The following is a 13,435-nucleotide window of genomic DNA, read 5'->3' as shown; positions in this document are numbered from 1 at the left end:
GGGCAACTGAACAGAACTAAACTTCAATTCCCGTATGTATTCTATCAACCCTGATGAAAATGACCGGCAACATCCGGTAAAAGGAAGCGAAACGGAGCCTATTTACACCGATGACAGCGTGCTTTGCGGGCATTTGTCATCCTCCGCGCATTGACTCCATTTACGCATCGTGTAGAGTAAAAAGGCTTTTTGCCGGGACAGCTGACAGCTCTGACTGTGATCTGCCCGGCGGGCATTCGTGACCAGCGCTGAAAGCCTGTACAGCCGGTCTTTCTGGTTCCTTAAGGAGCATAAATGCCTGTAAAGGAGTTAAAAAAATTATCATGCGTACTACGCCGCCCTGAGTCATACCCCTCTCTGTCGCACTGAGTAACCTCAGTCGCGCACTCAAAAACATCCCTTCTGCGGATGTGCTTTTTCGTACATAAATTTTGCCCTCACGGGCTGACTGCATTCAAAAACTGAGAAACTACTATGTTGCTGTCCTCGACGCGTAAGGACTGGCTGGGTAACGTCCGTGGTGATGTCCTCGCCGGTATTGTGGTCGCGCTCGCGCTTATTCCGGAAGCGATCGCCTTTTCCATCATCGCTGGCGTAGATCCGCAGGTCGGTCTCTATTCCGCTTTCTGTATCCCCATCGTTATAGCCTTCTTTGGTGGCCGCACGGCGATGATTTCCTCTTCCACCGGTGCGATGGCGCTGCTGATGGTCACGCTGGTGAAAGACCACGGGTTGCAGTATTTACTCGCCGCCTCCGTACTGACCGGCGTGTTCCAGCTGATTGCTGGCTACCTGAAGCTCGGCAGCCTGATGCGCTACGTGTCGCGCTCGGTGGTAACCGGCTTCGTGAATGCGCTGGCGATACTGATATTCATGGCGCAGCTGCCGGAACTCACCAACGTCACCTGGCACGTATATGTTCTTACCGCTGCCGGCCTTGGTATCATATATCTCTTCCCGTACCTGAATAAAACCATCCCCTCACCCCTGGTCTGCATCATCGTGCTGACCGCCATTTCCATGTGGCTGCACCTTGACGTGCGCACCGTGGGCGATATGGGCAAACTGCCGGACAGCCTACCGGTATTCCTCATTCCTGACATCCCGCTTAACCTCGACACGCTGCTGATTATTCTGCCGTATTCCACCGGGCTTGCCGTGGTGGGGCTGCTGGAGTCGATGATGACTGCTACCATCGTGGACGACATGACCGACACGCCGAGCGACAAGAACCGCGAGTGCAAGGCGCAGGGTATTGCCAATATCTGCACCTCGTTCATCGGCGGCATGGCGGGTTGCGCCATGATTGGCCAGTCGGTGATTAACGTGAAGTCCGGCGGACGCGGGCGTCTTTCCACGCTGACCGCCGGCGTGGTGCTGCTCTGTCTCATTATCTTCCTGCGCCAGTGGGTTTCTCAGATACCGATGGCGGCGCTGGTTGCGGTGATGATTATGGTCTCCATAGGTACCTTCTCCTGGCGCTCCATCAGCAACCTGCGATCCCATCCTCTCTCAACCAGCGTGGTGATGCTGGCAACCGTGGTGGTGGTGGTGGCCACACATAACCTGGCATTTGGCGTGCTGACCGGCGTGCTGATTGCCGCGCTGAACTTCGCCACCAAGGTCGCCCGCTTCATGGCAGTTTCATCTGAGCTGAAGGGCGATACTCGTACTTACACCGTGACCGGCCAGGTCTTCTTTGCTTCGTCTGACCGGTTTACCAGCCACTTCGACTTCCGCGAGGCGCTGGATCGCGTGGTGATCGACGTGACGCACGCCCACTTCTGGGACATTACGTCGGTCAGCGCGCTGGACCGCATCGTGATCAAGTTCCGCCGCGAGGGTACGGAGGTGGAAATCAGGGGTATGAACGAAGCAACCCGGACTCTCGTTGACCGCTTTGGCGTGCATGACAAACCCGAAGAAGTTGAAAAGCTGATGGGCGGCCATTAATTCACAGGAGAATTCAACATGAATAACACCGTTATTGCATGCGTGGACGGCTCGCCGTCAACCCGCCCGGTCTGTGAGTATGCGGCTTGGGCGGCCGGTAAGCTGGACGTGCCGCTTGCCCTGATGCACGTGCTGGAAAAAAATGATCCTCCCGCCGTGTCCGACCTGACCGGCACCATTGGCATCGACAGCCGGGAGCAGCTGACTGAAGAGCTAGTCCGCATCGAGGGCGAGCGCAGTCGCCTGATGATGGCACAGGGAAAGGCCGTGCTGACTGATTGTGCGGCGCTGCTGAAGCAGGCAGGACAGCCGGAGATCCGGCTGATGCAAAAGCACGGCGCGCTGGATGAGATCCTGGCAGAGCTGGGCGATATCCGCCTGATGGTGCTGGGCCGCAGAGGCTCCCGGAATCCGGTTGGCAGTCACCTGGAAAGCGTCATCCGGTTGCAGAAGCGGCCGGTGCTGGTCGTGCCGGAAACCTTTTCGACGCCGTCACGGGTCATGTTTGCGTATGACGGCAGTGAGGCGAGCCGGGAAAACCTGATGCGCCTGACCGTCAGCCCGCTATTGAGCGGCCTTACCTGTCATCTAGTCATGGTTAACGGCGAAGCGTCGACGCTGCAGGATGCGCAAGCGATCCTGCAGGATGCTGGGATCGTCACGGCAGCCCAGCTACTGAAGGATAAATCAGTCACCGGCGCGTTATGCCGGTATGCCGATGAGAATGGCATCGACCTGACGGTGATGGGGGCTTATGGTCATTCACAGCTGCGCCGGTTCTTTATCGGCAGCCACACCACAGAGATGCTGTCAGAAAGTCGTCAGGCTCTGCTGATGCTGCGATGAAGCGCACGGGCCTGGCTTTCAGGCCCGTTATCCGAACGTCCGCTTATCACTCATAGCAGACCGTCATGCCAGCTCAAAAAACAGGCTTAGCGTAGGATATTTTCCGTGTCCCAAGCGGACCCCAAAGACGCCGTTAATCGCAACAGATTGATTTACCTGTTATTGACCACTCAATTGAACCTCTTAACCGTCTTTTGGGTCCACTGCTCCCCAAACCCCGAGTAGAGCCGTTTATGTTTCTGTAGCCAATCAGTTCGACAGGGATACTCATAACACTATCGTGGCGACAGTTCAGAAGCATTAAAAAAAAGCCTGCTGATTCAGCAGGCGAAGAAGCAAGAAGAAAGTCACTTCTAACACAGCTTCCTTCCCGTTAGTCCGAGCTACTGGTTCACCAGGAAAGCAGCGATGCTTTACTTACATTTTTATTTATAGTTGCTGATTCAGAAAAAGGAAACCCGCTCATATAGAGCGGGTTTTATGCTATGCAACATTTCTATGGTGCCGGGTGCCTCCCGGTGACTTTACCCCAGCCAGTAAAGTCGCGTGCCTACCTGCAGACTACCGCTGACTGGAACGCCCTTTCGCTTAGAAGGATTCACCACCGAAACAAATTATAATATTTTCGATCCAGTCGTCAATCCGTGGAGTGAAAAGCATGACTATGTTCCTTTAGCAAAATAGTGACCTTCCCTGACATTAAATACAGCTACTCAGGAGTTGATAATGGCCTTATAATAAGGCTAATGTCTTAAACACTAACCTTTAATACATTCAGTATACTGCGAGTCTAAAACTGATGAAAAAGAGATCGGGTGATCCCCGCAAACGACACGCGATGAAAGTTGCGGAACAGGCCATAAAAACAGAAAAAGCCAGACGTATGACTCTGATTGTTTCCAGGGAATATGAATTAAAGGCAGAAACACTCAGGTTGCTGGAATTATTTGAAGAACAGTTCCCTGAATCTCCCGGATTCCTCTACGATGAACATCTGTACATGTATATTTTGGGTATGATTGTTCTGCACCGTGCCGGTTGTGAACTGAATAATGAACCTGAAAAATACTGTCCTTTCGAACAGCTCGATACACTGGGTCCGTTGCCGGAAATGAGGAGAGAAATCGAGGAGTTTCTCGTCAGTAATCGCCTGGATAAAGCTGAAACCTGGTCTGTTTTTCATCAAAGGGCATGAGGACCAGCTCTGCCAGAACCGTAAGGGTTTAAGGCCCTGACAGCTCAGTGCTTACCTGCAGATAAATGAATAAAACTGCAGGCGGCACAATGTTCTTTTATTATGCTTTACGGTTAACGTTATGTCAGACAGCGCAGTATTACCTGTTGGTAAACTGCATGCGGTAATATTTCAGATGCAGAACAGAAAACGGAATGCGGATCGCCGGGTGAATATGGTCCGGACTGGTCGTGTTTTATTACCTGGTCGCGATCATTTTATATTCAGACTGTTCATCTAATAAAAGAAGCATCGTGCTGATCTGAAATAAAATTTTACAGGTGAATGCACGCCTTAAACTAAATGTATTGTTGTCATTGCCGATAACAATATAGCAAGTCAGGGGGGTGTATGAACGATTTTCACAAATTAAGTATTTGTATTCAGAATAAAGATGTGACGGGCGCAATGCGTATATTGCGGGATAAATCAGAATTTGCAGTGCGTAAGATTCTGGAAAAAATAAAGATCAAAGTGACACAACCATCCGGCAGAGCATTCTGGCATTATGTGCAGAACTGGCTGCTGGCAGCGTGCCGCCAGGGGAATATACAGCATGAAACTTTCCGTACCCGACGTGCTTCACAACCTCAGGAATACCGGCAGTCTCAGTCCGGCCGCACTGGATATGGTCAGGCTCATGGCACTTATGGCCATGCTCATCGATCACATCAACACAGTCTTTCTGACGCCTCCCGTGCCGCTGATGTATGCGCTTGGCCGGATGGCCTTCCCCCTGTTCACGCTTATATGGGCGATGAACGTGCAACGTACACCAGAACGTCTGCAGGTGAGGGCAAACCGGCTGTGGCTCTGGGCCATCGTAACGCAACCGGCATTCAGTCTGGCCTTCCGGCTTCACCAGCCGTGGTGGGCACTGAACATTCTGTTCGTGTTCGCCGGCGTCACGCAGCTGCTCGCCCTGCAGCACCGGTATGGCAGAAAGGGAAGTCTTGCAGGAGGATTGCTTCTGGCACTCATGATTTTTCCACTTCAGCCGGCAAGCTATGGTCTGCCAGGAATTATGCTGGCCGTCAGCCTGGCGACCGTTACTGGCAGAAGTACAGCCGAAATGAAATGCCTGTCTACCTGCACAGCCGTGCTGTCACTTCTCTGCTTAAACGGACTGTCTCATATACTGTATATGCCCGCAGAAACATTATTGCTGGCCACACTGCCTGCTCTGGTGTTCCCCCTGGTTGCGGTAGCCTTGTGCAGGGATCTTTGCCCGGAAGGACGTCAGCGATTTATGCCGCGTAATTTCTTTTATTTTGCTTACGCAGGCCACCTCGGTCTCATCGGCCTGGTACAGTATGTCCTGGCCTGAGCACGGTGAAGGCGATGGTTATTACTGAGAAAGCGCTGCCTGATACAGGCGTCGGTTCTCCCGGAGCAGCCGCCTCTTTCGTGCAGTAAAAAGCCCCTGCAAAGGGGCTGGCCTGTCTGTCGATTGCGACAGGCTGACTTTACAGGTCGAACGGGAATTCGCCTTCGCGCGGAGCCACTGAGCCATTCAGGATGAGATCTGAATACTCGACTCCTGCCTTCAGCATTTCCAGCGTTCTGGCTTTGCTGTTGGAGTACGCCGCGACGGAAACAATATATTCCATCTCAGGCACAAATTCAGGCCATCCCCCGAAAGAATGGTGCGTGGCGTGCCACTTTCCGGTGCGTTCGTCTGGCAGATGAATCATCTGGGCTAAACGGTACTGCGGGTCGAATTCTTCCAGGGTTACAGAAGACGGCTGTTGCGCCGCGGCTCTGCCCAGTGCGTCAAAATAATAGTTTGAGGCAGCAAGCAGACCTTCAGCCATGACGATTTCGCCACCGCTGATTTCCTTCATAACCAGGAACACTTCTTTACGAGGCAGTTTCTGTGGTGCGGTCATTATATAACTCCATAATACTCAGTTGAAAAATCGTCCCGTGGTTTTAAACCCCTTCGGTGTAACGGCCGGGAGCGCCTTCAGCGCGGACTGCATGCCTCTCCGGATATAGATGTCATTTCCAGTGAACGTCCCGTTCTGGCACTGGATCCATTTCCCGGTTTTGCGTTCAAACCAGAAAGACAGGGTAACGCCGACAAATTTCGGGTAATGCTGGCGTTTGGCCATAGGGGAGGAGGTCGTGAAACATTCTTTGATCGGTGCGCCATCCGGCAGTTCCGGATAGGCCTGCGGATGCTTACTGTGATCGTAGTCCCACCATACGCTGATGCACAGTTCGCCATGTCCAATATCTCTCCAGATGATCACGCCTGGTTTACCGGCCAGCTGTGTATGGATGTGTCCGGTTTCGCCGCCTGACTGGTCGCCAGTGGCTGACACATCCAGCGTGATAGCGTTACGGTCAAGAAGCTCGTTTACCGCCATGACGGCCAGTTTATGTAGTGGAGTCATTTTACCCCTCTGTTAAACGAAAAAATATCCGGGTGCCCCACAACCCGAACACCATTATGCCAGTCATCTACAGGGCTTTCAGATGCCGCGTCGCGGCATGGAGGCGCCAGCTGATGTTAAACAGGGCATGAACGTCGAATGGCGCCGTGACCGGCGTAAGCCGTTACAGACTAACAGGTTCTGCATTACCCATCCCGTTCCCTGCGAGGCCAGTCTGACGTCAAGCCACTGAATTGTTTATGTACGCGGTCGGAGTGAGTCCGTCAAGGCCTGTGGCCGCTGACGGGCTGTATCTCCGCGTTAGCGCCGTCAGGCGCTTACGAGCGTGTACAGCGAACTCACCGCAACTCTTCCTGCAGCCGTCCGGGTTACTAGTTACAACATCCCTCTTAAAGCGAGGGTGTTCCGGCCCTTCGGGCCGGGGCGGCGTCGGTTTAGCAGGGGGCAGGTGTGTCCGCGGTGTCAGGTTCTGGCCAGAATGGGGCCGGTGCCTGCGAGGGGAAGTACTTTTGATGTTCTTCTGAGCGCGCGGCCGTCAGGCCGCTGCACGCGAAGTCATTTTCACTTATCCACAGAGTGGCCGGAGACAAAGATCCACTCTGGAATGAAATGAACAGAGCGATAATAAAAGGGGGGTTAGATTATTTTGCGGGTTCGCTTTTTCTCATTTCCGGAAAGTGCCGATTATCCGTTTGCGGAATTCTGTGGAAAAAAATAAATGCGCGTATTTACGCACCGTTCTGAAGGGAGATCGGCGCAGGAAGAGCGCCTGATTCGGGCGGGGTGTACAAAAAACACACCTGAATGGTGAAAAAAACCAGCACCAGAAGCCCCGGCAAGGGGCATTTAAACAGAGAACATGTTTGGCGGGTATCCGGGTCAGTCCGGTGGTGCCAGCGCCAGGTCCAGTTGACAGAGATGCTGGATAGCCAGCTGGGTGAGCCGCTCAGGCGTACACCAGTACGCTTCATCCGGCGGCAGGGTTTTGTATACCCATTTTTCCATCTGGTGCAGCCGTTCATCTGCCGGCAGCTTGATCAGGTTGTTGGCACGCTTGCGCTCTGCCCCTTTTTTCCTGCGGTACTTCAGGGCATCCCGCTGCTTCTGAAACGCCCAGCGTTTACGGGCGGTTTCCGGAGAGATATCCTCATCCTCCCTCATCACGCCTTCACGTATTAACTGTTCACGTTCGGCACTGAGACGGAGTTTCTTTTCCTGTTCGCGGCGTAGTTTGTCCATGTCCACACCCAGCATCTGAAAACCGAGCGGGGTGATGTAGACATGGGTCGGCAGCCAGGTGCGGGATTCGCGATCCCACTTGCGCTCTTCAGAAAGCCCCAGCACACCGAAGCGTACCTGCTCATCAATCAGCCGGGAAAGGCGTGACACCGTCACCTCTGTTTCAGGAATGACATTCCCGTCAGCATCCTTCGGACTTAGCTCTCTGGCCAGGCGTGAGACGCACAGGACTACGCTATGTTTGCCGGCATCACAGAAACTGATGGCCAGTGGCCAGAAGGCATCCATGAGACGCTGGCGCTCCGGGCGGAACGCGTATTTACGCCCCGCTTTGCGCCGGCCGGCAACAAAGAGAGGGTGCCGTGAAACATGGGCACGCAGCGTCACCTCACCGGTAGTTTTGTTAATTTTAACCAGCCGGTTGTAGGCATAGCCGAGCTGTCCTGACAGCTTCTTGTAACGCTCAGGGCGGAACCAGGAAGGAAACTCACATTTTGGTTTCGTTGAGTGATCTCCGCGACGGCGGCGGGTCACTTTTTTGGCGGGTGCGACCAGAAAGTCATTCTGCAGACCGGCATCCACGTCCTGCCAGAAACGCTCCTGTTCTTCTGCCGGTAATTCAGACCAGTGACGTGAGCGAGTCTGCGTTCTGGCCACAGTGCGGTAGCCATCATTGTTCTGCATCTCCGTCAGGTTTCCGGCTGGCCCTGCATCTGTCGCATCGGTTGCAGACAACGCCCCGTGCATCGCTGCCAGGGCAAAATCGTATTCTGCGGCCAGTTCGCTTACAGACCCGGAGACGAGACAGGTCACCGGATCAGTATGAAGAGTCAGAACCTTAAACAGGGCATCGAGAGATCCGGGATGTTGCAGGCTCTCACCCCGCGTCACGGCGATGAGATCCAGGGAACAGCTGCGCTGAGATGTCGTTATGCCCGGCGTATTGGACGCCATTTTCCGGCGAAACGGCAGCGTGGCAGAGCTCACAGGAGCCACATACAGAGTATGTTCCAGGCTGACCGGTAGTTCAGCAGAAAGGAATGAGGTTACTTTTTCATTCACGGCGGCCTGTTCTTATGGCGGCCGGGTGTTGTTTTCTATGGTGCATGCGTTATAATCCTTCACAGGCAACGCGCCTGCTTTTGGACCCCCTGATATCTGACTCTTCCGCCAAGTTGATGACAGATTTCGGGGGGTTTGTGCATTCAGGCTCCGGAAAATCCCGTTACCTGCTCCTGAACGTTTTATCGGACACGTTCTGTCCCTGTTTGTTTCCGGAAGTCCGCATATCCTCCGGATAACCCTTTTCTGCCCCCTCTCTGCCTCACCACAAAGCAGCCAAACGGTCAGTTTGAGTTAGGGAGCAAAATTATTCTGAATCAACAATCTGTCCCACCACAAGACGATCGATGACGATCGGAATACTACCTTCTCGCAACAAAATTTTCCAGATGTAAGACCGGATTACCGTCGATTGTTTGCGTGCTAATTGTCCTGTTGTGACATTTAACCGAAAGTGCTCGCAGCAATGTCAGGAAGTTGGGTATGGTTAGGTAAGCCTGGGCAGGGAAGAGAACTTTAGAGGCAGGACTTTGAACTCAGTAGTTACAAGCTGAATCTTTTGTATTCTGACGGCATTGAGAAAAGTTTGTGTAGCATTTGCTATACAGCTTCCTTGTGATATGCTTGTAAAGCAATTGCTATACAAGGAGCGCCGCCATGAAATCAGATGTTCAGCTCAATCTCAGAGCCAAGGAGTCTCAAAGAGCACTTATCGATGCTGCTGCAGAGATCCTCCATAAATCACGCACAGACTTTATCCTTGAGATGGCCTGCCAGGCTGCGGAGAATGTGATCCTCGATCGTCGTGTATTCAATTTTAACGATGAGCAGTATGCAGAGTTTATCGAGATGCTTGATGCACCAGTTTCGGATGATGCTGCCGTTGATAAACTGCTGGCAAGGAAACCGCAGTGGGACAAGTAACTGCACCAGAACCGTTATCCAGCTCCCATCAACTTGCTGAATTCGTCAGTGGTGAGGCTGTACTTGATGACTGGCTTAAACAGAGAGGATTAAAAAATCAGGCTCTCGGTTCAACCCGAACGTTTGTTGTCTGTAAAACATACACGAAGCAGGTTGTCGGTTTTTACTCTCTGGCCACCGGCAGCGTTAACCATGTGGAAGCCACGGGAAGTCTCAGGCGCAATATGCCTGATCCTATTCCTGTTATCATTCTTGCCCGTCTGGCTGTTGATGCTTCATTCCGGGGAAAAGGGCTAGGTGCTGATTTACTGCACGACGCAGTATTGCGCTGTTACCGGGTCGCAGAAAATATAGGCGTACGCGCGATTATGGTTCATGCACTGACTGAAGAGGCTAAAAGCTTTTATCTCCACCATGGTTTTAAGGCGTCGCAAACCCAGGAAAGGACTCTGTTCCTCAAACTCCCACAGTAGAAGAGGGGGAAGTACTTAATATGTCAATAACTTATTGATTTTAAATGGATAAAAGATAGCATTTAACATAATCTTTGTTATGCGCATTTATAATGTCAAAACATATATCGGCCATCTTATGTGCAACTAAGTTGAAAATTTCTATGCTTAAATCTACCCCCAGCGGCTTAATGAGCATAACATCATATTATGTGTCATCATTTTGATTTATCGGTGTTTATGCTATCTTTTCTGTATACTTCTCTTTGTATAAGCGAGTAGGTGTTAAATGAGTACAAACGAATCAAAAATCGCTGGGTTAGGGTTCCTGCAGGCAATCATAGCAAGAATGGCCAATAATTCTTTTTATATTAAAGGATGGGATCTAACATTATTTGTCGCAGTTACTGCTTTAAAAAAGGATGCAACTCAATATTCAAGCTATTTACTTCTTGCATTGATAGTCAGCACCATAGCTTTCTGTCTATTAGATGCTTATTATCTACAGCAAGAGAGAATTTTTAGGAAAGTTTATAATCTCTTGGCAGAATCAACTTCAGATACAATTAACTACTTTAGAATAAACCCTGTTCTTTATAAAGAACAACTAAATGGTGATTCTCTGTCATATAGAAGTTCATTAATTTCTGCATCCATTCTTCTTTTCCATATACCAATGTTTGTTGCGGTTTTTATTTTTTTTGTTTTGTTTTAAATAATGGAAATTAATTATGTTACATGCTTTCAATTTTTCAATACCTGATTACTCATTTCTTCTGAATGGAAGCTATTCATTCACTTTAGCGGAGCAATTAAGACTACCAAATCCGATAAAAAAAATAAAAGAATCAATAACTAAAACAAAAAATCATAATGAAACTATTGTTGATTCAATTAATTACGAAGAATTCAAAAAAATTTGGTTCCCTAGTGTTGATTCACATGTTTTTATTTCCCATAGCCATGTTGATAAAAATAAAGCTATAGCTTTGGCTAATTTTTTATTTTCAAAATTTGGGATACGCTCATTTATTGATTCAGAGGTATGGGGATATATGGATGATGCGCTCCATGAATTAAATAATAAGCATAATAAATTCCCAGGACAAGAAAACACTTATATATATGAATACTGTAATAGACTTGCAAGCAATTTGAATATGATTCTTTCTTCCGCATTAATGAAAATGATACACAATTCGGAATGCCTGATATTTATTAATACTTTAGATTCATGCATCCAAAATGGTGATGAGTTTCGAACACAATCACCATGGATATTCTCGGAATTATTAATGAGTTCAATGCTCGAGAAAAAAGAACATAAAGATCGTCCATCTGATCTACGCAAGTCGATAAGTAATAGTCGTGTAGTTATTAGTAATGAAGCGTTTGACGAAGCAGTATTTTCATATCCATTGTATTTACAACACATGCACAATGTTAACAACGAAAAAATTTATAAAATCAATAAACTAAGTCCAAGTGGCATTGCTTTTACGACAAGTAACTATAGCGACATTGCATACCATTTTGAAACAGATGATATTTTTAGAAATTTAGATGCTATTTATAACTTGGTACTTTCTCATTGATTGCTATTTCATCTTATATTTGGGCCATCCATTATGAATGGCCTTTTTTGAAATATAATGACGAAACATTTTTGAACATAAAGAATCAAATTGAGTCCAGTTTGGAAACAATACGCAATACAACATTTTGCATTATGGAATTTTTCTCTTCTTCTAAATTACCGTTAAATTGATATTTAATTGATACCAGATCCATGGGGATACCAGGAAATAGTGTATCATCCAAAAATACAGGGATTACCTCGCCGTTAGGGATTCGTAAAGCAAAACAATCTCTTTCAAAAGTGGGCCATAATTTTTCTTTATGATATTGGTCCAACAAGGCAACTACTAACCGAGAACGTTGAGCGAAAATTTCTTGGAAATATTTAGACCATGGCCCACCCAAATAATTATCCTCATAATGACGATCGTAGAAAACAGAGATATCTAAGTTCTTTAAACTATCTACAAGAAAATTAGCGAAATCCCTATTCTCTCCGGCGAAAGAAATCGCTATATCAAACTCATAATCTTCTTCTGCATTTCTAAAACCACATCTTTGCCTTAAAGAATCCCAGTCTAAATTTCTCAGATAATAAAATAAAGCAGGATCTTCAATAGCAAAACCTTTAGTTTCTGGGTCGTAATAGAATAACCTTGAGCACATTTCTTTTTGCTCTAACAGAACTTTAAGTCGGTGGTCTTTAACGTTATTTATACTGCCTTTAATTTCCGGGCGTGAATTAGCCAACTCGTTTAAGTCTACATTTGAACTTTCTTGTTCAGAAACAGCACGAAGTAATTTATAATATGGGTCATTTGTAGGTCTAAACCGCCTTCCCCTACAAAACTCTTTGACTGCAGGGTCATAATTATGGTGTAATTTTTCTACAACTAATTGATTAACAAGAGAACTATTCCAAGTTATATCTCTTTTATTTTCTTGTGTCCTATCTACACCAACAGATAAGCATACGGTTCTGCATATTTGCTGAGTGAGCCAATAGTCCCCACGACTTTCATTTACAATTTCCTCTATAGGGGAAATTGTAATATTCAAGTGGTCACAACCAGCATTTATTAATTGCGTTATTGAATCGCGAGTTCCTGGGGCTATTCTGTGAATACCGATGCGTTTCGCAACATCAGGCACAAGCTGTATAAGATCTGAACCCACATTATTAATACCGATTATCACTAACTTTGGAAGGTTACTTCTATCATCACGCTCAGCAATAACTTTTGCTAAATCTGCAATTCTCCTTTTAGATGTATCATTAAGCCTATGAAAATCATCAATGATAAATATATTGGGGCCCGAGCTAATGTTTATTTCATCAATCAATGGCAAATCTTGTGGTTCTCTTGGACTTAAAAGCTTTGGCACGTTGTCAGGATATATTTCTAATAAAACCTGTTTTACTGTTGTAGTTTTTCCTGTACCAGATTGTCCTTCTACTATCACCGGCATCCCTGCGCGACGAACATCAACAAGCAATTGGCTAAAATTAGGTGGCCGTACAAAAGTAAATTGTGGAACCCCCTCTGTTACAAATACATCTTCAAGATTCATGAGTAGCCTATACAAACTATTAGGAATAAATTGAATTATGTATTTTATTTAATTTTAACCTGAACAGCAAAAAAATGTTTCTACTTATTAAAATGTACGTTTGAAAAAGTAGACTCTCTGCGCTACGCTGTGGCGGTATCCTTCACCCCGATTTTTCACGCAGCGCGCCGGACGCT

General features: G+C 48.1%; 12 protein-coding genes. 8 read left to right on the top strand and 4 right to left on the bottom strand.

The features are described 5' to 3' along the window. The first annotated feature begins 474 nt into the window (after nt 1-474). From M2422_RS22830 to M2422_RS22815, 4 genes are all read left to right on the top strand, one after another. A complete protein-coding gene (locus M2422_RS22830; RefSeq protein ID WP_259142929.1) occupies nt 475-1,953 on the top strand; it encodes a SulP family inorganic anion transporter in 1,479 nt (492 codons plus the stop codon). Nucleotides 1,954-1,971: 18 nt separating this feature from the next. Beyond that, nucleotides 1,972-2,799 carry a universal stress protein gene (locus tag M2422_RS22825; protein ID WP_259142927.1) on the top strand — a complete coding sequence of 276 codons (828 nt, stop codon included), beginning with the start codon at nt 1,972-1,974 and terminating at the stop codon, nt 2,797-2,799. A gap of 838 nt (nt 2,800-3,637) precedes the next feature. Next, complete coding sequence (locus M2422_RS22820) at nt 3,638-3,994, top strand: hypothetical protein (protein WP_259142926.1); 357 nt, start codon at nt 3,638-3,640, stop codon at nt 3,992-3,994. A 595-nt stretch (nt 3,995-4,589) separates the two neighbouring features. Continuing rightward, the gene (locus tag M2422_RS22815; RefSeq protein WP_259142924.1) at nt 4,590-5,360 is read left to right on the top strand and encodes a TraX family protein; all 771 of its coding nucleotides are present in this window, start codon (nt 4,590-4,592) and stop codon (nt 5,358-5,360) included. 139 nt (nt 5,361-5,499) lie between these two features. On the opposite strand, the gene M2422_RS22810 is transcribed toward M2422_RS22815, so the two are convergent. From M2422_RS22810 to repA, 3 genes are all read right to left on the bottom strand, one after another. Beyond that, nucleotides 5,500-5,922, bottom strand: a complete 423-nt coding sequence (locus M2422_RS22810; RefSeq protein WP_259142922.1) for a hypothetical protein — start codon at nt 5,920-5,922, stop codon at nt 5,500-5,502. A gap of 18 nt (nt 5,923-5,940) precedes the next feature. Next, nucleotides 5,941-6,432, bottom strand: coding sequence for a hypothetical protein (locus tag M2422_RS22805; RefSeq protein WP_259142920.1), 492 nt, complete (start codon nt 6,430-6,432; stop codon nt 5,941-5,943). Between the two features lie 879 nt (nt 6,433-7,311). After that, nucleotides 7,312-8,355 (bottom strand): plasmid replication initiator RepA, encoded by a 1,044-nt coding sequence (repA, locus tag M2422_RS22800; RefSeq protein ID WP_259143065.1) that lies wholly within the window; start codon nt 8,353-8,355, stop codon nt 7,312-7,314. 1,035 nt (nt 8,356-9,390) lie between these two features. Here repA and M2422_RS22795 point away from each other — a divergent pair. The 4 genes from M2422_RS22795 to M2422_RS22780 all read left to right on the top strand — a co-directional run bounded on the left by M2422_RS22795 (nt 9,391) and on the right by M2422_RS22780 (nt 11,704). Beyond that, entirely contained in the window at nt 9,391-9,657 is a 267-nt protein-coding gene (locus M2422_RS22795) for a DUF1778 domain-containing protein (protein WP_259142918.1), read from the top strand. Next, the gene (locus M2422_RS22790; protein ID WP_259142916.1) at nt 9,645-10,130 is read left to right on the top strand and encodes a GNAT family N-acetyltransferase; all 486 of its coding nucleotides are present in this window, start codon (nt 9,645-9,647) and stop codon (nt 10,128-10,130) included. The genes M2422_RS22795 and M2422_RS22790 overlap by 13 nt, the downstream gene beginning before the upstream one ends. Nucleotides 10,131-10,398: 268 nt before the next feature. After that, a complete protein-coding gene (locus M2422_RS22785; RefSeq protein WP_259142913.1) occupies nt 10,399-10,824 on the top strand; it encodes a hypothetical protein in 426 nt (141 codons plus the stop codon). Between the two features lie 16 nt (nt 10,825-10,840). Continuing rightward, a complete protein-coding gene (locus M2422_RS22780; protein ID WP_259142911.1) occupies nt 10,841-11,704 on the top strand; it encodes a toll/interleukin-1 receptor domain-containing protein in 864 nt (287 codons plus the stop codon). Nucleotides 11,705-11,789: 85 nt separating this feature from the next. Here the strand turns inward: M2422_RS22780 and M2422_RS22775 are convergent, their stop codons facing one another. Continuing rightward, nucleotides 11,790-13,259, bottom strand: a complete 1,470-nt coding sequence (locus M2422_RS22775) for a TIR domain-containing protein (protein ID WP_259142909.1) — start codon at nt 13,257-13,259, stop codon at nt 11,790-11,792. Nucleotides 13,260-13,435 lie beyond the last annotated feature (176 nt).

It is taken from the genome of Enterobacter sp. SLBN-59, from assembly GCF_024807915.1.
GTDB lineage: Bacteria > Pseudomonadota > Gammaproteobacteria > Enterobacterales > Enterobacteriaceae > Enterobacter > Enterobacter asburiae_B.
This window is presented reverse-complemented; position numbering and strand designations above follow the sequence as displayed.

Bases quoted from the DNA above. Each gene is read 5' to 3' on its own strand.
- M2422_RS22830 (WP_259142929.1), top strand. From the start codon at position 475: ATGTTGCTGTCCTCGACGCGTAAGGACTGGCTGGGTAACGTCCGTGGT.
- M2422_RS22825 (WP_259142927.1), top strand. From the start codon at position 1,972: ATGAATAACACCGTTATTGCATGCGTGGACGGCTCGCCGTCAACCCGC.
- M2422_RS22820 (WP_259142926.1), top strand. From the start codon at position 3,638: ATGAAAGTTGCGGAACAGGCCATAAAAACAGAAAAAGCCAGACGTATG.
- M2422_RS22815 (WP_259142924.1), top strand. From the start codon at position 4,590: ATGAAACTTTCCGTACCCGACGTGCTTCACAACCTCAGGAATACCGGC.
- M2422_RS22810 (WP_259142922.1), bottom strand. From the start codon at position 5,922: ATGACCGCACCACAGAAACTGCCTCGTAAAGAAGTGTTCCTGGTTATG.
- M2422_RS22805 (WP_259142920.1), bottom strand. From the start codon at position 6,432: ATGACTCCACTACATAAACTGGCCGTCATGGCGGTAAACGAGCTTCTT.
- repA (WP_259143065.1), bottom strand. From the start codon at position 8,355: ATGCAGAACAATGATGGCTACCGCACTGTGGCCAGAACGCAGACTCGC.
- M2422_RS22795 (WP_259142918.1), top strand. From the start codon at position 9,391: ATGAAATCAGATGTTCAGCTCAATCTCAGAGCCAAGGAGTCTCAAAGA.
- M2422_RS22785 (WP_259142913.1), top strand. From the start codon at position 10,399: ATGAGTACAAACGAATCAAAAATCGCTGGGTTAGGGTTCCTGCAGGCA.
- M2422_RS22780 (WP_259142911.1), top strand. From the start codon at position 10,841: ATGTTACATGCTTTCAATTTTTCAATACCTGATTACTCATTTCTTCTG.
- M2422_RS22775 (WP_259142909.1), bottom strand. From the start codon at position 13,259: ATGAATCTTGAAGATGTATTTGTAACAGAGGGGGTTCCACAATTTACT.